A 20,639-nucleotide genomic window follows, 5' to 3' on the forward strand; every position below is an offset into this window, starting at 1 on the left:
GATCAGCCCGTCCAGGTGAGGGTCACGTGCCCATGCGGCTCGGAGGTCATGGCCTCCTTCACTCCGGTCAGCTCTGGCGTGACGTCGAGCAGGTCGTACGTCTGCTCCACGTGGCCGACGGGCGCGACGTTGCCGTATCCGACGTCCTGGAGGGTGAACGTGGTGCTCGGGGTTCCGAGCCGGACGGAGATCTCGACGAGCGTGTCGGACTTCCGCACAGCGGTATAGGTGTTGCCGTCCTTCGTGACCGTGGCGATGCCGGCGGCATCCCAGTTCAGTGCGACGCCGCGAAGGCTGTCGCAGCGTCGCGCTCCGCTGATCGAGACGATGCGGTCCGTGTACGTGAAGGCGATGACCGGGACCGCCGCGCGATAGGTATAGCCGTTCCAGTAGATCTTGCCGGGGGCGACGGTCGTGTTCTGGAACAGGTCGACGGTCTGGCCTCCGGAGAAGGCGACCGTCGTCCTGTGGTCGCCCCAGGTCACGGTGTTGTTGCCCTTCGGCGCCCGGGGCTGCGCATCCTTCCGGCCCGTCAGCTCGGACGTCACGTCGACGAACTCGACGCTGCGCTTGGCCCGACCCGTCGCCGCGCTGTTGGTGTAGCCCATCCCGGGCACGACGAGGGTGGTGGATGGTGCTTTGAGCGTCATCCGGACCTCGACCAGGGTGTCGCTCTTCCTCGTCAGCGTGACGGCGTTCCCGAGCCAGTTCACAGTGGCCGTGCCGCTCGCGGTCCAGGTGACCGGCTGGCCGTCGAACAGGTCGACGCGACGGACGCCGTCCACCTCGGCGAGCCGGTCCAGGTAGGTGAAGGCGGTGACCGGGAAGGCAGTGCGGTATCCGTAGCGGGCGAAGAACTGCTCGCCAGGCGCTCGCCGGTCGACGCGGTTGATGTCGGTCGTCTCGCCCCCGGAGAAGGTCGCCGCGAGGGTGTAGTCGCCCCAGGTGAGCTGCACGTGCCCGTGCGGTTCGGTCGTCACCTCCTCCTTCACACCGGTGAGTTGGGGGGTGATGTCGAGCAGATCGAATCTCTGGTGCACACGACCCGCTGAGGCGGAGCTGGCATAGCCGAGGTTCCGGACCACGAATGTCGTGCTGGGCGTCCCCAGCTGGACGGCCACCTCGACCAGCGTGCTGGACTTCTTCGTCGCCGTGTAGGTGTTTCCGCCATCGGTGACCACCGCCGTTCCCGAGGTGTCCCAGCGCAGCGGTGCGCCAGGCAGGCTGTCGACGCGGCGCGCGCCGTCGATGCCGACGATCTGGTCGGTGTAGGTGAAGCCCGTGACGGGGGTGGCAGCGCGGTAGGTGAACGGGCTCCAGATGGTGGTCCCGGGATTCAGGGTCCTGCTCTGGGTCAGGTCGAAGGTCTCGCCGCCCACGAAGGCGACCTTCGTGGGGCCGGGGGAGTAGACCAGCGTGATGTCTGTGGTCGTCCCGGTGCTGAAGGTCGCCTCCGGCGCGGCCTTCGTCGCCTTCGGGGCCACGCTGCGATAGCCGTCGATCACCGGGGCCGTGACCGTCAGCGGGTCGCCTCCCGCGCCGAAGGTGTCGACGTCGGGAGCGATGGGGCGGCCTCCCTCGTCCTGGAAATGGACGGTGGCCATCGCGGGCCTATGAAGGAACCGGGGGCTCACCGACCACATCTTCGGAAAGGCTCCCATCGGGATGCCGTCCGCGTTCACATTGCCGCTGAGGTAGTCGAGGTAGAAGGCGGCCCACTCGTTCCTCGGGTCGACGGTGTATCCGTACGCCGACGCGTTGTGCAGGTCGGGATAGGGGAAACCCTTCCGGCTGTAACTCATCTGGTGCCCGAGTTCGTGCAGGGCGTAGTTCGTGCTCAGCTCGATGTCGTTCGTCGGAGCGACGTCCGTGGGAGCCCCGGTTCGCGGGCGGATCGTGAAGTACTCGAATCCGGCTCCCCTTGTCGCGGTGTCGTTGTAGTACGCGGGCATGGTCACCCCGCCGTTTCCGCCTTTCGACATCAGCATGATCGAGTCGTACTCGGCCGGAGCGGACCATTCCGCGAAGCGGTCCGCGAACTCCCACTCATGCAGCCTCCGGTCCGTTTCGGTCGCCGTATGGGGTTCGTCGATCCACTTCACGGTCGCGGTCGCCCGCACCCCGGCCCGGCTCGTGAGGAGGTACACGAACTGATCGACCACATACTGCGTGTACTTCTTCTCGTCGGCCGTGACGATGTGACGAGCGGGGTCGCCCGGGAAGGTGACGTCCGATACCCCGACGAACAGGAACTTCCAGGTCGGCTTGGAGAGCGGAGCCGTGTAGTCCCGGGCGGCCCCCTGCCTCTTCGCCTGATCGACCGCGCGGCTGACGATTTCCGACGCCGCCATCGGGGTGGAGGCGGCACTCGCGGGAGCGACGGTGCCCAACGGGACCGCGGCGGCACCGAGGAGGATGCCGGCCGTGACGGCGGTCGCGACCGCGGCCTGCCTGAGGGATCGAGGAGATCGGGCCATGGTGCTCTCTGTTCGAAGGTGTGGCCGCGTCAGCGGCTTCCGGGCCGCCGGGTGTGGAGGCCTTCACCCTGCAAGACGTGCGTTATCCGCATTCGTGACGCGGGCACGCCGAAGGGCTGGAGGATCCGTCCGGATCCTCCAGCCCTCGTGGCCGGTGGTCAGCCGACCTGGCCGGCGCCCCAGGTGAAGTTCAGGTGACCCTTCGCCTCGGTCGTCTGAGCCTCTTTCGCCCCCGTCTGCTGCGGCGTGACGTCGAGCAGGTCCGTGGTCTGCTTGAGCGTCCCGAACGCCGCGGTGTTGACGTATCCGGCGTCCCAGGCGATGAACGTCGTGCTCGGGGTTCCGAGCTTCACCGACACCTCGACGCGCGTGTCGGACTTCCGGACGACGGTGTAGGTGTTGCCGTCCTTCGTCACGGTGGCGACGCCCGCGGCGTTCCAGGTCAGCGGGATGCCGGCGAAGGAGTCCGCCCGGCGCGCGTTCTGAGCGCTGTCGATCTGGTCGGAGTACGTGAACCCGGTGACCGGCGCCGTCGCGCGGTACGTCCAGTTGCCGGAGTGCGCCGTGTTCACCGGCAGCACCTTGGTCTGCGTCAGATCGGTCGTCTCACCGCCGAGGAACGTCACCTTGGTGGCCCACGTCACGGTGGAGATCGCCTTGGGCGCGGTCTGAGCATCCTTCGTGTTGTCGAAGCCGGATATCACGTTCACGAGCTCGAGCGTGCGGGTGCCGCGGCCCGTCGGCGCGCTGTTGACGGAGTCCATTCCGGTGACGACGAAGGTGCTGGACGGTGTTGCGAGCGTGACCGAGATCTCAGCGAGAGTGTCGGATTTCTTCACCACCGTGACGGCACGGCCGGACCAGACGAAGGATGCGGTGCCCGCGGCAGTGAACGTGATGGGCTGGCCGCCGAAGGAGTCGAGGCGCTTGACTCCGTCGGACGCGGTGAGCCGGTCGGTGTACGTGTAGCCGCTGACCGGGATGCCCGTGCGGTAGACGAAGGACTCGTTGAACGTCTCTCCCTGGCCACGCGTGCTGGCGCGCGTGATGTCGTTCGTCTCGCCGCCGACGAAGATGGCCTTGACCCTGTAGGCGCCCCACGTGATGTTCGTGTGTCCGTGCGGCTCGGTGGTCAGCGGCTCCTTCACGCCGGTCAGCTTCGGAGTGATGTCGAGCAGGTCGAACATCTGCTGAACCCGAGCCGTCGGTGCGACGTTTCCGTAACCCGTGTTGTAGATGGTGAACGTCGTGCTGGGTGTCTTCAGCTCGACGGAGATCTCGACGAGGGTGTCGGACTTCTTCCGCAGGACGTACCGATTGCCGTCCTTCGTGACGCCGGCGACCCCGTTGGCTCCGAAGGTGACGGAGACGCCGGGAAGGCTGTCGACGCGTCGGGCGCCGTCGTTGCCGACGATCTGGTCAGTGTAGGTGTAGCCGGTCACGGGGGCTGCCGAGCGATAGGTGTAGCTGTGGAAGTACACCCCGCCTGGCGTGGCCGCCTGGTTGTAGTTGAGGTCGACCTCCTGGCCGCCCACGAAGGCGACCTTCGTCGGGGTGGTCGAGTAGACCAGGGTGATCTCGGTGTTGGTGCCGCTGGTGAACTGTCCGTCGGCCGGGGCACTGCCGGACTTGACCGACACGGTCTTGTAGCCGTTGACCATCGGTGCCTTGATCGAGTAGGCGTCCCCGCCGACACCGAACGTGTTGATGTCCGGCGCGACGGTGCGGCCCGCCTCATCCTGCAGGTGCACGGTCGCCATGGCGGGGTTATGCAGGAAGCGCGGGCTGACCTGCCACATCTTCGGATAGGCGCCCTGAGGGACGCCGTTCACGTTCACTTTGCCGGTGAGGTAGTCGACGTAGAACTTGTACCACTCGTTCCACGGGTCCGAGGCGTACCCGTAACCGGAAGCGTTGTGAAGGTCGGGATACGGGAAGCCCACCGTGTTCATGGAGACAGCGTGAGCGAACTCGTGAATCATGATGTTGGTGTCACGAGAGATGCTCCCGGCCGGGAGGGAGGGGTACCCGGGGGTGCTGGTCTGCGGCGTGATGGAGACCCAGGAGTATGCGGCTTCGCGCGCGTTGGCCCAGTTCCATGCCCAGGTCAAACCGCCGTATGCGCTGCCCGGATTGAACCTCGACGCCACCATGATGCAGTCGTACTCTGCGACCCCGGAGACGCCCTTGAGGATGTCCGCCGTCTCCGACGGCGAGAGACCGCCGTCGGTGCTGGCGGTCGTGAAGGGAGCGTCGACCCACGTGACGGTCGGCGTGATGGTCACGCCGGTGTTCCGGCTCGTCGTGTCCACGAACTGGTTGATCACGTTCTGGGTGTACGTGCGGGCTGCCGTGTCCAAGGTTTGGCGCGATCCGCTCGGATACTTCACGTCGGCGACACCGACGAACAGCACCTTCCAGTTCGGTTTGCTGATCGGCGCTGTGTAGTCGCGGGCGGAGCCCTGCTTCTTCGCCTGGTCGATTGCCCGGCTGATGATGTCGGCGGCCGCGACCGGGCTGGAGGTTGCGGCGCTCGCCGGCGCGGCGGCGCCGAGCGGGACCGCCGCCGCACCGGCGAGGACGCCGGTGGTGATGACGGTCGCGAGCGCGGCGCGTCGGAGGGAACGATGGATTCGGGTCATGGTGCTCTCTGTTGGGGGAGGCGTCGCCCATCGGCGACGCAGGCGCACCCGAAGAGCGCGCCCACCCCTAGAGACGCGCGAATACCCGCATTGTGACGGAGCCGGACTCAGTCCGCCCGGAGCATCAGTCCGTCCCGCGCAGCCGCGCGATCGACGCCATCACGTGATAGACGACGATCGCCGCGATGGCGCCCAGTGCGATCCCGTTGAATGTGAGCTGACCGAGGTTCAGCGTGAAGTCGCCGACACCGATGATGAGCGCCGTCGCCGCCGTGAACTGGTTGACCGGCTTGGAGAAGTCGACCTTGTTGTCGAGCCAGATCTTCACGCCGATGATGCCGATCAGGCCGTACAGCGCGGTGGTCACACCGCCGAGCACGCCCGCGGGGATGGTGTTGATCACGGCGCCGACCTTGGGGGAGAGCCCCAGCAGCACGGCGACGATTCCGGCGACCCAGTAGGCGGCGGTGGAGTAGACGCGCGTCGCCGCCATGACGCCGATGTTCTCGCCGTAGGTCGTCGTCCCCGAGCCGCCAAAGAAGCCGGCGATGGTGGTGGCGACGCCGTCCGCGAAGAGCGCCCGGCCGGTCAGCCGGTTGACCGAGGGGTCGGTGAGCTGCGCGACACCGCGGATGTGCCCGACGTTCTCGGCGATCAGGACGAGGACGACCGGGAGGAACGCGGGCAGGATGCCCCAGGTCGCCGCGGGGGAGACGAACGGGTTCGCGGGCAGGGTGAACTGCGGGAAGCCGATCCACGGAGCCTTGGCGACGGCGTCGAAGTTCACCTGGCCGACGATCACCGCGAACACGTACCCGACGGCGACGCCGAGGAAGATCGAGAGCCGGCCGAGCATCCCGCGGAAGAGGACGGTGCAGAGGATGACCGCCGCCAGCGTCACCAGGGCCGTGACGGGCGCCTGGACGAAGTTGTTCTTCGCGGCGGGAGCCAGGTTGAAGCCGATCAGGGCGACGATCGCGCCGGCCACAACCGGCGGCATGAGCCCGTCGATCCACCCGGTCCCGGTCGCGATGACGATCAGGCCGACGACGGCCAGGAGGACACCCGTGACGACGATCCCGAACAGGGCGGACGGCATCCCGTCCGCCTTCGTCGCCGCGACGATCGGGACGATGAACGCGAACGACGAGCCGAGGTAGCTGGGCAGCCGGTTGCCGGTGATGACGAGGAAGAGCAGCGTGCCGACGCCCGAGAACAGCAGGGTCGTCGCGGGCGGGAAGCCGGTGAGCAGCGGCACCAGGAACGTCGCACCGAACATGGCGACGACGTGCTGGGCGCCGAGCCCGATCGTGCGGGGCCAGGTCAGCCGTTCGCCGGGCAGCACGATCTCGTGCGCGCCCACCTTCTTGCCATCACCATGCAGCGTCCAGGGCAGTGCCATGCGTGTCCTTCGGAGGTCGTGAGTCGGAATAGGCTTGGTGCTGCGCATTCGCGCATTACTCGACGAACCTGAGTCTTCGCCGTCCACCGCCCACCGATCCTACGGGAGTCCACCATTTCCGCATCGACCAGCGCGCCCACCTCCACGGGGCGCTTCGACCGCTTCTTCGAGATCAGCGCCCGCGGCACGACGTGGGGAACGGAGGTGCGCGGCGGCGTCCTCACCTTCGTCACCATGGCGTACATCGTCATCCTGAACCCGCTCATCCTGGGCGGGACGAAGGATGTGGTGGGCCACACCCTCGGGACGACGCAGGTCGCCGCCGTCACGGCTCTGAGCGCCGGTGTGATGACCGTGCTGTTCGGCCTGATCGCTCGGCTGCCGTTCGCGTTCGCGGCCGGGCTCGGCATCAACTCGTTCCTCGCCGTCAACGTGGTCAAGATCCTCACCTGGCAGGAGGCGATGGGCCTCGTCGTCATCAACGGCGTGATCATCGTGCTGCTCTCTGCGACCGGGTTGCGGAAGCTCATCTTCAACGCCGTCCCGGCGCCGCTGAAGACGGCGATCACGGTCGGCATCGGCCTCTTCATCGCGTTCATCGGCTTCGTCGACAGCGGCTTCGTCCGCACCACGACGCTCTCGTCGCCGCCCGTCCAGCTCGGTGAGGCCGGATCCATCGCGACTCTGCCGACCATCACCTTCCTCATCGCCCTCGTCATCATGGGCGTGCTGATGGCGCGCAAGGTGAAGGGCGCGCTGCTCATCGGCATCGTCGCCGCCACGGTCGTCGCGATCATCGCTGAGGCCATCTGGCACGTCGGACCCTCGATGGGCAAGAACCCGGCCGGCTGGAACCTCACGGTGCCGCAGCTGCCGACCTCGCTCGTCTCGCTGCCGGACCTCAGCCTCGTCGGCCAGGTGGACCTGTTCGGGGCCTTCGGCCGCATCGGCGCGCTCGCCGCGATCATGCTCATCTTCACGCTCGTCTTCACGAACTTCTTCGACGCCATGGGCTCGATGACCGGGCTGGCGCGCAGCGCCGGTCTGGCGAACGAGGACGGTACCTTCCCGCGCCTGCAGCCCGCGCTCATCGTGGAGGGTGTCGGCGCGATCGTCGGCGGTGGCACCTCGTCGTCGTCGAACACGGTGTTCGTGGAGTCGGCCTCCGGCATCGGCGAGGGAGCGAAGACCGGGTTCGCCAGCGTCATCACCGGCGCGCTGTTCCTGCTCGCGATGTTCTTCACGCCGCTGACCCAGGTGGTCCCGCTGGAGGTGGCCGCCGCCGCGCTCGTCGTGGTCGGCGCCCTGATGGTGGTGCAGATCAAGCACATCGACTTCACCGAGTTCTCGGTGGTGCTCCCGGTGTTCCTGACGATCATCGTCATGCCGCTCACGTACTCGATCGCCAACGGGATCGGGGTCGGCTTCATCAGCTGGGTCCTCATCCGGTCGCTCGCCGGCAAGGCCCGCGAGATCAGCCCGCTGCTCTGGATCGTCGCCGCCGGCTTCCTCATCTACTTCGCGCGCGGTCCGATCGAGGGGCTGCTCGGGCAGGTGTGACCTCACCGATTCGTGCCGAATGTGCGTTATGGCGGTGCCATAACGCACATTCGGCACGAACCTGGGGGTGGCCTCAGGGAGGAATCGGGGGGTACCCCGATAGTGCGGCAGTGGCGCGTATCGGTTGGATGGAGACATGACCACCACCAGCACCCCGTACCAGACCGCCACCCCCGACCGCACCCTCAGCATCACGAGCTTCGCGCTCGGGCTCGCCTCCATCGTCTTCGGCTGGACGCTCATCGCTCCGGTCGCCGGCCTCGTCGTCGGCATCATGGCGCTGAAGCGCGAGCCGCTGGGCAAGACCTTCGCGGTGTGGGGAATCGTCCTCAACGCCGTGATGCTCGCCGGCGCAGCGTTCTTCGCCCTCCTCGCCCTCGTGGGCATCGGGTTCGGCGTCCTGGCGCTGCCGTTCGCGTGGCTCTGAGTCGCCACGCGGTTCGTAGTTCGATCCCAGTGTCAGACGTCGGTCGCAGGCTCCCTCGGCGCTGGGGTCGCGGCATCGCTCCGCGCTGCTTTGAGCTCCACCGCGCGTGGCTCTGAGTCGATCGGGGACAATGGGGGGATGGAACCATCCCCCCTCGTCCGGCCGCGCAGCTTCGTGGTGCGCGGCCGCAAGACCGAAGCCCAGTCGCGCGCGATCGACGAACTGTGGCCGAGCTTCGGCGTCGACTTCGACGGCTCGCCGCTCGACCTGGACGCGATCTTCGGGCGCACGGCACCCCGCGTGGTCGAGATCGGCTTCGGCAATGGCGAGAACCTGCTGACCCTGGCGGAGCGCCACCCCGACCGCGACTTCCTCGGCATCGAGGTGCACGGCGCGGGCATCGGCCGGGTGCTCGGAGCGATGCGGGATCGTGGACTCACGAACATCCGCATCGTGCGGCACGACGCGGTCGAGGTGTTCGAGCGCGGGCTCCCCGCAGGCTCGGTGGATGAGATCCTCATCTTCTTCCCCGACCCCTGGCCCAAGGCGCGTCACCACCGGCGCAGGCTCATCCAGCCGGAGGTCGCCCGACTGCTCGTCGCCGCGCTGTCCCCGGAGGGCGTGCTCCGGCTCGCGACCGACTGGGAGCCGTACGCCGAGCACATGATCGAGGTGCTCGACGCCGAGCCGGGTCTCGTGAACCTCGCGGGCGATGCGCATTTCGTCCCGCGCCCGGACGACCGTCCGGTCACCAAGTTCGAGCGCCGGGGCGAGCGCCTCGGCCACGCCATCTTCGACCTCGCATACCGTCCCGTCGGCTGACCCGCCCGCCCGCTGACCCCATCCGTCCGTCCACGACGGAAAGGGAGGTCATCCGGTCGCGCATCCCGCCGGATCGCCTCCGTCTCTCGCGTCGAGCCGGCATGTCGACGGGAGTCGCCTCCCTTTCGTTCCCGCCACCGGACAGGACGGAAACGGAGGGGATCCGCATCCCACACCCGGCGCGCCGCAGGAAACGGAGGACACGGACGGCCTCCAGCACCGGATCGCCTCCCTTTCGGGGGCGCACGCCTCCGACCTGGGGAACCGCCCGGGTTCGTAGGATGGGCGCATGACGCATGCGCGCACGGTCGACGAGCTCCGGTCCGCTTTCGAACGAGGGGTCACCAAGCCGCTCGCGTGGCGCCTCGACCAGCTGCGGGCGCTGCGGCGCATGCTCACCGAGCGGTCCGCGGAGTTCGAGGATGCGCTGCTCGCCGACCTGGCGAAGAGCCCGACCGAGTCGCAGATCGCCGAGCTCGGGTTCGTCGTCGGCGAGATCGACCACACGCTCACGCACCTGCGCCGCTGGCTGCGGCCGCGCCGCGTGTCCGTTCCCGGAGCGCTGCTCCCTGCGCGCGCATCCACGATGCTCGAGCCGGTCGGCGTCGTGCTCGTCATCGCGCCGTGGAACTACCCCGTGCAGCTGCTGCTCGCCCCGCTGGTGGGCGCGCTCGCGGCCGGCAACGCCGTCGTGCTCAAGCCCAGCGAGCTGGCCCCCGCCACGTCCGCGGCGATGGCGCGCCTCATCCCGCTGTACCTCGATCCGCGCGCCGTCGCGGTCGTCGAGGGCGGCGTGGAGGACACCACCGACCTGCTCGCCCAGCGGTGGGACCACATCTTCTACACCGGCAACGGCCGCGTCGGCCGCATCGTCGCCGCCGCAGCGGTCGAGAACCTCACCCCGGTCACGCTGGAGCTGGGCGGCAAGTCGCCCGTCTACGTCGATGCCACGGTCGACATCGTCGCCGCCGCCCGACGCATCGCCTGGGGCAAGTTCATGAACGCCGGGCAGACGTGCGTCGCGCCCGACTACGTGCTCGCCGAACGCTCCATCGTCCCGCGCCTCGCCGACGCGCTGCGCGACGCGGTCCGCGACCTCTACGGCGACGACCCGGCGGAGAGCCCGGACTACGGCCGCATCGTCAACGACCGCCAGTTCGAGCGGCTGACCGGGATGCTCGGCTCGGGCACTGCGGCGGTCGGCGGCGACCACGACGCCGAGACCCGGTACCTCGCTCCGACCGTGCTCACCGATGTCGCGCCCGACTCGCCCGCGATGGCGGAGGAGATCTTCGGCCCCATCCTCCCGATCCTTCCCGTCGACGGCCTCGACGATGCCATCCGCTTCATCCGCGCGGGGGACAAGCCGCTCGCCCTGTACGTGTTCACCTCGAGCGCGACGACCCGCCGCCGCATCCTCACCGAGACCAGCTCCGGCGCGGTCGGTTTCGGTGTTCCGGCTGCGCACCTCGCGGTCGCCGGACTCCCGTTCGGCGGCGTCGGCGAGAGCGGCGCCGGCGCGTATCACGGCGAGCGATCGCTGCGGACCTTCAGCCACGAGAAGGCCGTGCTCAGCAAGCCGCTCAGCCCCGACACCATGCAGCTGATCTACCCGCCGTACACCGAGGCGAAGGACCGCTTCGCGCGCGGTCTGCTGCGCAAGCTGGGCTGATCCCGCAACCGTCCGCCGCGATGGACACCGTGTCGAAGGAGGGTGGAGATGGGCGACAGGTCGTCCAGTGGGCCTCACAGGCCCGGGGGTAGGCTCGGCACTGCCGGAGGCCACGAACGTCCGGCGCCCGAAAGACATGCCAACGCACAACGAGAGGCAACGGTGCCAACCGTGAACCCGACAGCAACCATGGACGAGTCGAAGACAGCCCCCATCCCCGTCGTCACCCCGTCCGGACTCGTCGTCACCGATGCGTCCGAGAACGTCTCCGACGTCCCGACCCCCAGCGCGGAGGGGCGCCCGACCCGCATCGAGACCGATTCGCTCGGCAGCCGCGAGATCCCGGCCGACGCGTACTGGGGCATCCACACCTCGCGCGCTCTGGAGAACTTCCCGATCGCCAAGCGCCCGATCTCCGTCTACCCGGACCTCATCGTCGCCCTGGCCAGCGTCAAGCAGGCCGCCGCCCGCGCCAACGCCGAGATCGGGGTGCTGGAGGCGCACAAGGCCGAGCTGATCGACCGCGCCTGCCAGCTCATCATCGACGGCCGGTACCACGACCAGTTCGTGGTCGGCGTGATGCAGGGCGGCGCCGGAACCTCGACGAACATGAACGCCAACGAGGTCATCGCCAACATCGCCCTCGAGCTCGACGGGCACGAGAAGGGCGACTACTCCCACCTGCACCCGATCGACGACGTCAACCGCAGCCAGAGTACGAACGACACGTACCCGACCGCCATCAAGATCGGTCTCACCTTCGCGCTCGGGCACCTGCTCGACGAGCTCGCGCTGCTGCGCGACTCGTTCGCGGCCAAGGCGGCCGAGTTCCGCAACATCCTGAAGGTCGGCCGGACGCAGCTGCAGGATGCCGTGCCCATGACCCTGGGCCAGGAGTTCCACGGTTTCGCCACCACGCTGACGGAGGACCACGCCCGCCTGACGGAGACGAAGTGGCTGCTCGCCGAGATCAACCTCGGTGCGACCGCGATCGGCACGGGCATCACCGCGGACCCGGGCTACGCCGCCGCCGCCGTTCGTCACCTGAACGCCATCACCGGCCTGAACCTCGAGACCGCCCCGGACCTCATCGAGTCCACAAGCGACGCCGGCGCGTTCATGTCGTTCTCCGGCTCGCTGAAGCGCAGCGCGATCAAGCTCTCGAAGATCTGCAACGACCTCCGCCTGCTCTCCTCCGGACCCCAGGCGGGTCTCGGCGAGATCAACCTCCCGGCCCGTCAGGCCGGCTCCAGCATCATGCCCGGCAAGGTCAACCCCGTCATCCCCGAGGTCGTCAACCAGGTGGCCTTCTCGGTCGCTGGCGCGGATGTGACGGTCACCATGGCGGCCGAGGGCGGCCAGCTGCAGCTCAACGCCTTCGAGCCGGTCATCGCGCACTCCCTGCTGCAGAGCATCACGTGGATGGCGCAGGCGTTCCGCACCCTCCGGATCAACTGCGTGGACGGCATCACCGCCAACGAGGAGCGCCTCGGCGCGATGGTCGGTTCGTCCGTCGGCGTGATCACCGCGCTCACCCCGCACATCGGCTACGCCGCCTCCGCCGCCCTCGCCAAGTCGGCGCTGCTGACCGGCCGCAACGTCGCCGACCTCGTCGTCGAGGCGAAGCTGATGAGCCGCGAGGAGGTCACCCGGCTGTTGTCGCCCGCCCGTCTGAGCGGCCTGGAAGTCGTCACGACGGCCATCCCGGTGATCCAGGCGGACGCCATCCGCGAGGCACGCTCCGATACCGAGTGAGAGCTGGGACTCCCCAGCTCCGTCATCGAACGCAGACTCGTTCGTCTACTCCAATGGACGGATGCTCGCCTTCCCGCTGGCCCAGCGGGTCGACGCGGCTCCGCCGGAAGGAGCGACGGATGCCGCGAGGCGAGAGACGGATCGTGGACCGCTTCCTGCGGTCGCTGGAACGGGTGCCGGGCGTCCACGTCGTGGATGCCGGCGCACTGCTGCTGCAGGTGCTGACCCCGGACCACCGGATCGTGGAGGTGCGGGTGGAGGAGGATGCGCTGCTCGCCAACGCCCGCCTGGTCGCCGACGACGCGGCCCTGCACGGGCTGTCCGGCACCGACAGCGTCGACCGGTCCTTCACCCTGTTCTTCCTCCACATGCAGGCGGCCGTAGGGTCCGGTCCGCTGCAGGGGGTGCGGAGGCTCCGCTACACCGCTCGGGGCGTGCTCCCGGACGGGCGCGCAGGGACGGACGTCCAGCCGCGCATTCAATAGCGGACATTGGTGTCTAGGCTTTCCGCCCCCGACCCGGGCAGGGTGAGCACAAGCCTGTATAGAGGTCGTTATGCCCGACATGACGACAAGGGTGCCGGCACCGGGGAATCTCGCTGCGCCGAGTGCCGGCACCCGACCTTCTCCGACTCCCGTCAGTCGGACGGCGCGGGACCGGCGGCCGGAGAATCGTCCGCCGGGAGCTCGTCCGTGCTCAGCGGCACGGTGCATTCGAAGCCGTACACCGCGCAGGGCGGAGTGCCCCGGAGCGCGGAGAACGCGTAGACATCGACGACGGCGGCGCCTCCGAGATGGGAGGGTCGGCGGATGCGGCTGGGCGGCGTTCGGGAGAGGGAGGGCACCGAGAGGGTGGTCTCGCTGCCGTCACGGGCGACCAGGACGCAGGTGAGCATCCATCCGTCCGCTTCGTCGGGGATCATGCTGCGACCCTAGGCTGTGCGGCCGCTCAGGTCGATTCCCCCGTCGGAGGGGAGAAGAAATCGGTGCCGTCCGCGGGGCCGATGTTCGGCCCGGCGGACGGCACCGGAAGAGAGTCAGTTGAAGGGCGCCCACTCGTCGAGGTCGTACTCGAGCTCGATGCCGTCGTAGAGGCGGACCCGCCAGACCTTGCTGTTGCCGCCGACGTACTGGCCGCGAGCGGTCTCCATCGACCACTCACCGTCGCCGACGCGCTGCCAACGGATCATGCCGACGTGTTCGCGGAGCCGCGGCGCGTGCGGCGGGTGAAGGAAGTCGTCTTCAGACATTTATCCATACCGTCCCCCTCGCTGCCCTCTCATCGTGGCCCAGCGTGAAGATGAGTCACTACCCCCAAATGTGGGGTCTAGGCTTTTCGGGCACCCGGCGAGGCGGGATCGCTCAGCGCTCGCGCGCCTCGGCCTCGCGGAAGAGGGCGATCATGTCGCGGCCCAGCTGGTGCGGGGCGGTCTCGCAGGGGCTGTGGCCGGTGCGGTAGACGGCGAGGTGGGCGCCGAGGGCCTTCGCGTTCGCGGCGTGCAGGTGGGTCGGCCAGAGATCGTGATCACCCGTGACGACGAGGAGCGGGATGCCGCTGGCGGCGACGCGCGCACGCACATCCGGCACCCGCTTCATCAGCCCGACGATGTCGTCGACGCTGGAGCGGCGGGTGAGCGCGAACCGCGACCGCACGAACGCCAGCCGGCTGTCGGACACCTTGTTCTTGTTCGTCGTGATGCCCCAGATCATGAGGCTCGCGCCGATGTGGGGCGTCGCGAACCAGCTGAGCGCCCCGATGATCCGAACGCCGCGGAACGACTGCCCGGGCTCGGGCGGCGCCGTCAGGAGGGTGAGCGACCGGAACAGCTCGGGATGCTCCACCAGCGCCAGCTGCGACAGGATCCCCGCGAACGAGTAGCCGAGGACGTGCGCCGGACCGCCGTCGCGCAGGAACGCGACGACGTCCGCCACGAGCAGTTCGTACGTGTAGTGGCCGCCGGGCACGGGGCCGGCATCCGCCGACTCGTACTGCCCGGCCAGGTCGAAACTCTGCACGTAGTAGCCGGCCGCGACGAGGATGGGCGCCAGGAGGTAGAAGTCCTCCTTGGAGCCGGTCACCCCGGGGATCAGGACGACGCGGGGATCGGCGGGATCGCCCAGCGCGGCGACCGCCAGCTCGCCGCTGGGAGCGCGGAAGCGCGAGAACACCGTGCCGACGGGCGCGACCGACCAGTCGATATCGGGCAGCGCGGCATCGAGGCGCGCAGCCTCGTCGTCCCCGCCCGTGACCGGACGCCTCTCTCCGATGGACACAGCCATTACGCTAACGCACCACGGCGCGCCCGGTGGGTCAGGTGACGCGGCAGTACGTGGTGAGGTAGCCGATCCCGCCGATGGAGACCGTGACGGTGGACCGGTCGCGGAGGAAGACGGGAGGGGTGCGCGAGTACCCCGCGCCGCCCGGGCTCCCGGTGGAGATCAGGGTTCCCGGCGGGATGGTGGCGGAGCGGGAGAGGAACTCGATCAGCTCCGGGACGCTGCGGACCATGTCGGCGGTCGAAGCATCCTGCAGGATTGCACCGTCGACGTTGGTGGTCAGCCAGAGGTCCTGCGGGTCGGGGATCTCGTCCGCCGTGACGACCACGGGCCCGGTGGGGGTGAAGCCGTCGAACGATTTGCAGCGCGACCACTGCGCCTCCGAGAACTGCAGGTCGCGGGCGGTGATGTCGTTGACCACGGTGTAGCCCCAGACGTAGTCGAGGGCGTCCTGCACGGAGACGTTCCGCGCCGGGCGGCCGATCACGACCCCCAGTTCGGCCTCGTAGTCCACCTGGGTGGACAGGTCGGCCGGCCAGGTCGTCGTGCCGCCGTGCCCGGCCAGGGAGTTCGGCCAGAGGTTGAAGACCGTCGCCGCCTTCTCGCTCCGCAGCTTCAGCTCCGAGGCGTGCGCGGCATAGTTCGCGCCGATCGCGATGACGTGCGGCGGGCGGAGCACAGCGGAGGCGTGGCGCAGCTCGTGCACCGGTGGCAGGTCGCGACCGGCGGCTTCGGCCTCGGCGGCCACCGCGCGCACCTCGGCGAGGCCGTCCTCGCCCCGTTCGATGAGCTCCTGCAGGTCCCGCGGCGGCCGGGCCATCACTTCGTCGAGGAAGAGGGCTCCGTCTCCGATGACGGCGGCCAGGCGGGGCCCGGGATCTGCGGCGTTGCTGAGGTGCGAGAATCTCACCGATCCAGGCTATCGGTTCAGGCGACCGCGCCCGGCGCGTCCCGCTCCCTGTCGTGCGCCAGTCGGCGGCGGGCGATGCGCCGCCGCCAGGGCGACTGGTCCGGAAGGTGCATGCTGAGCGTCGTGTACGCCCAGCGCAGCCGCCGCCCGAAGCCGCGCCAGGTGGAGAACGGGCGCGCCGAGATCCCGACGGTGAGCCGCTCGTCGTACCGGACGACGGTGTCGAGGCTCAGGTGGAAGGCGAGGTCCAGGTCGTCGTGGATGTCGCCACGGTCGCGGTGGACGCGGTCGCGCACATCCAGCCACACCTCGCGGCGCATGGCGAAGTTGGAGCCGAAGATGGGCGGGTTCCCCAGCCAGATCCCCATCGACCAGAAGTAGCCGCCGATGTAGAGCACCTGCCCGAGACCGGCGACGACCGTGTTGCCGTCGTAGAACACGCCGCGGCCGGTGAGCACGCCGACCTCCGGGGCGTCGACGAGTTCAGCCTCGATGTGGAGCAGCCAATCGGCCGGCGGGCGCGAGTCGGCATCCAGCCGCGCGATGATGTCGCCGGTCGCGGCGTCGTAGCCGGTGGATGCGGCAGGCCAGATCCCGCGCTGCGGCTGCTCGACGACGCGGGCGCCCGCGGCGCGCGCGACATCGGCGGTGCCGTCGCTGCTGCCGTTGTCCACCACGATGATCTCGTCCGCGGGTCGGAGCTGCGCGGCGAGGTCGTCCAGGCAGCGGGCGAGCATCTCGGCGTCATCGAGGGCCGGGATGACGACGGACAGGGAGGGCACGTTCCGATCCTAGGCCTGCCTGGCGGAGCGAGGCCTGCACGGCGGGGCTTCGTTCGCTATGCCCGCCACAGGTGCAGCCCGGCGTAGCTGCGCCACGGCGCCCAGCGTGCGCCGTACTCCGCGAGCCCGCGCGCATCCCCCGGGAGGCCGAGTCGCGCGGCACCCTGCCGGAGCGCCAGATCGCCGGTGAGCAGGATGTCCGGGCTGCCCAGCACCCGCAGGGCGACGTATCCGGCCGTCCACGGGCCGATGCCCGGCAGTTCCATCAGTCGGCGTTCGAGGTCGTCGCGCGACTCGCCGACGTCGATGCTGAGGCGACCGTCGGCCAGCGCCGCAGCGGCACCGACGATCGCGTCGATCCGGCGGGACGGCCCGCGGAGCACCTCCCGCCCGCGCTCGGCGATCGCGGCGGCGGTGGGGAAGAGTCGGGTGAGGGTGCCGCCTCCGGGCACCGGGAGGTCGATGGGCTCGCCGAGCGCGTCGGTGAGGCGGGTCAGCGCGGTGCGGGCTGCGGCGACCGACACCTGCTGTCCGATGAGGGCGCGGAAGACGATCTCCTCCGCATCCACCGCTCCGGGCACGCGGAGTCCGGGGGCGGCCGCGACGCTGGGCGCGAGTGCAGGGTCGGCGGCCAGCGCGGCGTCGATGGCCTCGGCGTCCGCGTCGAGGTCGAGCAGCCGGCGCACGCGCGCGACGAGAGGAGCCAGGTCGGCGACGTCGGCGAGGGACGCGTTGCACTGGACCGCGGGGGATTCGGGCGTGCCGGTGAGGGTCAGTCGCACCACCGCCGGGCCGTGGGGGAGCCGGAGAGCCCGGGCGTACCCGACGCCGTCCTGGCTCGCGTCCGCACCGGCGACCTCCATCCCGTCGATCGCGCGGGCCGCGAGGAAGCCGAGCACCGACGCGCCGTCGAACGGTGCGCGGGCGGGAAGCCGCAGGCTCAGCGTCACCGTGCCGGGCTCGCGGTGCGCGGCGGCGGGGGAGCGGCGGGCCGCCGTCCGGATGGCGCCGGGCGTCAACCGGTAGACCTCGGCCATGGTCTCGTTGAACTGACGGACGCTGCTGAAGCCGGCGGCGAAGGCCACGTCGGTGATCGGCAGGTCGCTGCCGGTCAGGAGCAGGCGCGCGGTCTGCGCACGGTGGGCGCGGGCGAGCGCGAGCGGGCCGGCGCCGAGCTCGGCGGTGAGCACGCGGTTCAGGTGCCGCGGGGTGTAGCCGAGCCGGCGCGCGAGGCCAGGGACACCCTCCCGTTCCACCGTGCCGTCGGCGATGAGGCGCATGGCGCGGGCGGCGAGGTCGTCGCGGACGTTCCACTCGGGTGAACCGGGCACGGCGTCCGGGAGGCAGCGCTTGCAGGCGCGGAGACCCGCCTCGTGCGCGGCCGCCGCCGTCAGATAGAAGGTGACGTTGCCGGGCTTCGGCGTCACCGCCGGGCAGCTCGGTCGGCAGTAGATGCCGGTGGTGTGCACGCCGGTGATGAACTGCCCGTCGAAGCGTGCATCCTTGGCGCTCATCGCCCGGTATCGCTCGGCGAACACCGGGTCGGCCAGCGGGCCGTCGGAGCCGGTGCCGGCAGCGTCCGTCGCCGGGCCGGTCGTCGCGACGGACGGGGGATGCTGCAGCGTGCTCATGTCCACCAGCGTGACACCCGCCGCCGACATCCGATGGCGGAAATCGGACATGACCGCGAGGCCGACCGGCCGCCCCGATCGCTAGCCTGGGGGCATGGACGTACTCGACTGGCTCGCGGCCGCGCTCGGCGAAGACGCCGCCGACGCCGGCGTGCTGACGACCGACCCCGCACTCCTGGACGCCGCCCGCACCGACCGCTCGGGATGGGTGGCCGAGGGCCGCCCGCTCGCGATCGTGACCGCGCGATCGGTGGCGCACGTGCAGGCGACGCTGCGGGCGGCGAGCGAGTTCCGCGTCCCGGTCGTGCCGCGGGGTGCGGGCACCGGCCTGGCGGGCGGCGCGAACGGCACCGACGGATCCATCGTCCTCGACGTCTCCGCGATGAACCGCATCGTCGAGATATCGGCCGACGACCAGCTCGCCGTCATCGAGCCCGGCGTCGTCAACAGTGACCTCAACGCGGCGCTGGAGCCGTACGGCCTGTTCTTCGCGCCCGACCCGGCGAGCAAGGCGATCTCCACCGTCGGCGGGAACATCGCGACCAACGCCGGCGGGCTGCTGTGCGCGAAGTACGGCGTCACGCGCGAGGCCGTCCTGGGGCTGGAGGTGGTGCTCGCGGACGGACGCCTCCTGCGCACCGGGCACCGCACGGTCAAGGGCGTCACCGGCTACGACCTGACCGCCCTGTTCGTGGGCTCGGAAGGGACGCTGGGTGTCATCGTGGGCGCCACCGTCCGTGTTCAGCCGATCCCGCCCGGGGAACCGGTCACCCTCGGCGCGCTCTTCCCGGATGTGACCGCGGCGGCGCAGGCCTCCGCCCGCATCACGGCGGCTCGGCTGCGCCCGGCCGTGATGGAGCTGCTCGATGCCCCGGCGCTCGAACGCATCTCCGCCTACCTCGGCCCGGAGACCATCGAGGACGCGTTCGGTGCGACCGGCGGAGCGGCCTACCTCCTCGTACAGTTCGACGGCGCGACGGCGGCGGAGGATGCGGCCGCCGCCGGTGGGCTGCTGACCGACACCGGCGGGACCGTCCGGGTCGCCGCGGATGCGGACGAGGGGGAGCGCCTGCTCGCGCTGCGCCGCGCGTTCCACCCGGCGCTGGCCTCCTCCGGTGAGGTGCTCATCGAGGACGTCGCGGTCCCGCGCTCGCGCATGCCGGAGATGTTCGCCGCGATCGAGCGGATCTCCGAGCGGTACGGCATCCCCATCCCGACCGTCGCCCACGCCGGCGACGGCAACCTGCACCCCAACTTCGTCTACACCGGCGACACGGTGCCCGACGCCGTGTGGGACGCTGCGAATGACCTGTTCCGGACCGCCATCGCCCTCGGCGGCACCCTCACCGGCGAACACGGCGTCGGCGTGCTCAAGCGGCGCTGGCTCGCGGACGAGGTCGGACCGGACTCCTACGAGTTGCAGGTGAAGCTGAAGTCCGTGTTCGACCCTCTCGGCATCCTGAACCCGGGCAAGGTCTTCGGCGGCGCCTGACTCCGCGGGCGGCGCACGAACCCTTAACAGACTCGACCCCCGGTGGTGCGGCGATGCCTGCAGCGCTCCCGGGGGATCGAGTTATGCGTCAAGGATGCCCCCGGCGGGCGGCGAGCGCAACCCCCGATCGCGGCTGCGCGGTGAGCGAACGCGCTTTGACGCCGCACCCCGGCACCGGTTGGATGGGAGGCATGGCAGAGAACACCAACCAGAAGCCGGAAGTCGACGCCCCCGAGGGACCGGCTCCCGAGACCCTCGAGATCGTCGACATCGTCGAGGGCACCGGCCCCGAGGCCACCCCCGGCGCGAAGGTCGACGTGCACTACCTCGGCGTCGAGTACGAGACCGGCGAGGAGTTCGACTCCTCCTGGAGCCGCGGTCAGTCGATCAACTTCCCGCTGAACAACCTCATCAAGGGCTGGCAGGAGGGCATCCCCGGAATGAAGGTCGGCGGTCGCCGCAAGCTCACCGTCCCGCCGGCGCTCGCCTACGGCCCGGCCGGCGGCGGTCACCCGCTGTCGGGCAAGACCCTGATCTTCGTGATCGACCTGCTCGGCGTCAGCTGAACGGATCACCCAACGGGCGAAGCGCTCCCTCGGCACGGCCGGGGGAGCGCTTCGTCATTCGGGGTGTCCCGTGCCGTGCGCGTCGGAAACGGAGGCGATCCCGGCCGAAGCCGACACCATCCCCTCCGTTCCCGGCGTTTCGGGGCCGTCAGCCGCCGGATCTCCTCCGAAAGCTGCAGTCGCCGCTCGACCGCGGGTCGGATCGGAAACGGAGGAGATCCGCCG

General features: G+C 69.8%; 17 protein-coding genes. 8 read left to right on the plus strand and 9 right to left on the minus strand.

Going from position 1 to position 20,639, the window contains the following annotated elements; translation table 11 throughout:
• Positions 1 to 2: 2 nt before the first annotated feature.
• From AXZ95_RS07575 to AXZ95_RS07585, 3 genes are all read right to left on the minus strand, one after another.
• Positions 3 to 2,477, minus strand: coding sequence for a MucBP domain-containing protein (locus AXZ95_RS07575; protein WP_018190426.1), 2,475 nt, complete (start codon positions 2,475 to 2,477; stop codon positions 3 to 5).
• 158 nt (positions 2,478 to 2,635) lie between these two features.
• Positions 2,636 to 5,119, minus strand: coding sequence for a MucBP domain-containing protein (locus AXZ95_RS07580; protein WP_020487539.1), 2,484 nt, complete (start codon positions 5,117 to 5,119; stop codon positions 2,636 to 2,638).
• Between the two features lie 124 nt (positions 5,120 to 5,243).
• Positions 5,244 to 6,521 (minus strand): solute carrier family 23 protein, encoded by a 1,278-nt coding sequence (locus tag AXZ95_RS07585; protein WP_018190427.1) that lies wholly within the window; start codon positions 6,519 to 6,521, stop codon positions 5,244 to 5,246.
• A 114-nt stretch (positions 6,522 to 6,635) separates the two neighbouring features.
• On the opposite strand from AXZ95_RS07585, the gene AXZ95_RS07590 reads away from it, so the two are divergent.
• From AXZ95_RS07590 to AXZ95_RS07615, 6 genes are all read left to right on the plus strand, one after another.
• The gene (locus AXZ95_RS07590; RefSeq protein WP_026307122.1) at positions 6,636 to 8,081 is read left to right on the plus strand and encodes an NCS2 family permease; all 1,446 of its coding nucleotides are present in this window, start codon (positions 6,636 to 6,638) and stop codon (positions 8,079 to 8,081) included.
• A 136-nt stretch (positions 8,082 to 8,217) separates the two neighbouring features.
• Entirely contained in the window at positions 8,218 to 8,508 is a 291-nt protein-coding gene (locus AXZ95_RS07595) for a hypothetical protein (protein ID WP_018190429.1), read from the plus strand.
• Positions 8,509 to 8,646: 138 nt separating this feature from the next.
• Complete coding sequence (gene trmB / locus AXZ95_RS07600; RefSeq protein WP_018190430.1) at positions 8,647 to 9,330, plus strand: tRNA (guanosine(46)-N7)-methyltransferase TrmB; 684 nt, start codon at positions 8,647 to 8,649, stop codon at positions 9,328 to 9,330.
• 289 nt (positions 9,331 to 9,619) lie between these two features.
• A complete protein-coding gene (locus AXZ95_RS07605; protein ID WP_018190431.1) occupies positions 9,620 to 11,002 on the plus strand; it encodes an aldehyde dehydrogenase family protein in 1,383 nt (460 codons plus the stop codon).
• Between the two features lie 189 nt (positions 11,003 to 11,191).
• Positions 11,192 to 12,757 carry an aspartate ammonia-lyase gene (locus tag AXZ95_RS07610; protein WP_018190432.1) on the plus strand — a complete coding sequence of 522 codons (1,566 nt, stop codon included), beginning with the start codon at positions 11,192 to 11,194 and terminating at the stop codon, positions 12,755 to 12,757.
• Positions 12,758 to 12,876: 119 nt separating this feature from the next.
• The gene (locus AXZ95_RS07615) at positions 12,877 to 13,242 is read left to right on the plus strand and encodes a hypothetical protein (RefSeq protein ID WP_018190433.1); all 366 of its coding nucleotides are present in this window, start codon (positions 12,877 to 12,879) and stop codon (positions 13,240 to 13,242) included.
• 152 nt (positions 13,243 to 13,394) lie between these two features.
• On the opposite strand, the gene AXZ95_RS07620 is transcribed toward AXZ95_RS07615, so the two are convergent.
• From AXZ95_RS07620 to AXZ95_RS07645, 6 genes are all read right to left on the minus strand, one after another.
• Positions 13,395 to 13,679, minus strand: coding sequence for a hypothetical protein (locus AXZ95_RS07620; protein ID WP_018190434.1), 285 nt, complete (start codon positions 13,677 to 13,679; stop codon positions 13,395 to 13,397).
• Positions 13,680 to 13,793: 114 nt separating this feature from the next.
• Positions 13,794 to 14,006 (minus strand): hypothetical protein, encoded by a 213-nt coding sequence (locus tag AXZ95_RS07625; protein ID WP_018190435.1) that lies wholly within the window; start codon positions 14,004 to 14,006, stop codon positions 13,794 to 13,796.
• Between the two features lie 112 nt (positions 14,007 to 14,118).
• Complete coding sequence (locus AXZ95_RS07630) at positions 14,119 to 15,036, minus strand: alpha/beta hydrolase (protein ID WP_018190436.1); 918 nt, start codon at positions 15,034 to 15,036, stop codon at positions 14,119 to 14,121.
• Positions 15,037 to 15,067: 31 nt separating this feature from the next.
• Positions 15,068 to 15,943: a fumarylacetoacetate hydrolase family protein gene (locus AXZ95_RS07635; RefSeq protein WP_018190437.1), complete on the minus strand. Its 876-nt coding sequence runs from the start codon at positions 15,941 to 15,943 to the stop codon at positions 15,068 to 15,070.
• 17 nt (positions 15,944 to 15,960) lie between these two features.
• Positions 15,961 to 16,725 (minus strand): glycosyltransferase family 2 protein, encoded by a 765-nt coding sequence (locus AXZ95_RS07640; RefSeq protein WP_018190438.1) that lies wholly within the window; start codon positions 16,723 to 16,725, stop codon positions 15,961 to 15,963.
• Between the two features lie 56 nt (positions 16,726 to 16,781).
• Entirely contained in the window at positions 16,782 to 18,386 is a 1,605-nt protein-coding gene (locus tag AXZ95_RS07645; protein WP_018190439.1) for an AlkA N-terminal domain-containing protein, read from the minus strand.
• Positions 18,387 to 18,450: 64 nt separating this feature from the next.
• Here AXZ95_RS07645 and AXZ95_RS07650 point away from each other — a divergent pair, with 64 nt between their 5' ends.
• Both AXZ95_RS07650 and AXZ95_RS07655 read left to right on the plus strand, forming a co-directional pair.
• Entirely contained in the window at positions 18,451 to 19,848 is a 1,398-nt protein-coding gene (locus AXZ95_RS07650) for an FAD-linked oxidase C-terminal domain-containing protein (protein ID WP_018190440.1), read from the plus strand.
• 191 nt (positions 19,849 to 20,039) lie between these two features.
• The gene (locus AXZ95_RS07655; protein WP_018190441.1) at positions 20,040 to 20,414 is read left to right on the plus strand and encodes an FKBP-type peptidyl-prolyl cis-trans isomerase; all 375 of its coding nucleotides are present in this window, start codon (positions 20,040 to 20,042) and stop codon (positions 20,412 to 20,414) included.
• Positions 20,415 to 20,639 lie beyond the last annotated feature (225 nt).

The sequence above is a fragment of the Leifsonia sp. 115AMFTsu3.1 genome (assembly GCF_004362795.1).
GTDB lineage: Bacteria > Actinomycetota > Actinomycetes > Actinomycetales > Microbacteriaceae > Leifsonia.

Coding starts and splice junctions, on each gene's coding strand:
- AXZ95_RS07575 (WP_018190426.1), bottom strand. CDS start 2,477: ATGGCCCGATCTCCTCGATCCCTCAGGCAGGCCGCGGTCGCGACCGCC.
- AXZ95_RS07580 (WP_020487539.1), bottom strand. CDS start 5,119: ATGACCCGAATCCATCGTTCCCTCCGACGCGCCGCGCTCGCGACCGTC.
- AXZ95_RS07585 (WP_018190427.1), bottom strand. CDS start 6,521: ATGGCACTGCCCTGGACGCTGCATGGTGATGGCAAGAAGGTGGGCGCG.
- AXZ95_RS07595 (WP_018190429.1), top strand. CDS start 8,218: ATGACCACCACCAGCACCCCGTACCAGACCGCCACCCCCGACCGCACC.
- trmB (WP_018190430.1), top strand. CDS start 8,647: ATGGAACCATCCCCCCTCGTCCGGCCGCGCAGCTTCGTGGTGCGCGGC.
- AXZ95_RS07605 (WP_018190431.1), top strand. CDS start 9,620: ATGACGCATGCGCGCACGGTCGACGAGCTCCGGTCCGCTTTCGAACGA.
- AXZ95_RS07610 (WP_018190432.1), top strand. CDS start 11,192: ATGGACGAGTCGAAGACAGCCCCCATCCCCGTCGTCACCCCGTCCGGA.
- AXZ95_RS07615 (WP_018190433.1), top strand. CDS start 12,877: ATGCCGCGAGGCGAGAGACGGATCGTGGACCGCTTCCTGCGGTCGCTG.
- AXZ95_RS07620 (WP_018190434.1), bottom strand. CDS start 13,679: ATGATCCCCGACGAAGCGGACGGATGGATGCTCACCTGCGTCCTGGTC.
- AXZ95_RS07625 (WP_018190435.1), bottom strand. CDS start 14,006: ATGTCTGAAGACGACTTCCTTCACCCGCCGCACGCGCCGCGGCTCCGC.
- AXZ95_RS07630 (WP_018190436.1), bottom strand. CDS start 15,036: ATGGCTGTGTCCATCGGAGAGAGGCGTCCGGTCACGGGCGGGGACGAC.
- AXZ95_RS07645 (WP_018190439.1), bottom strand. CDS start 18,386: ATGTCGGCGGCGGGTGTCACGCTGGTGGACATGAGCACGCTGCAGCAT.
- AXZ95_RS07650 (WP_018190440.1), top strand. CDS start 18,451: ATGGACGTACTCGACTGGCTCGCGGCCGCGCTCGGCGAAGACGCCGCC.
- AXZ95_RS07655 (WP_018190441.1), top strand. CDS start 20,040: ATGGCAGAGAACACCAACCAGAAGCCGGAAGTCGACGCCCCCGAGGGA.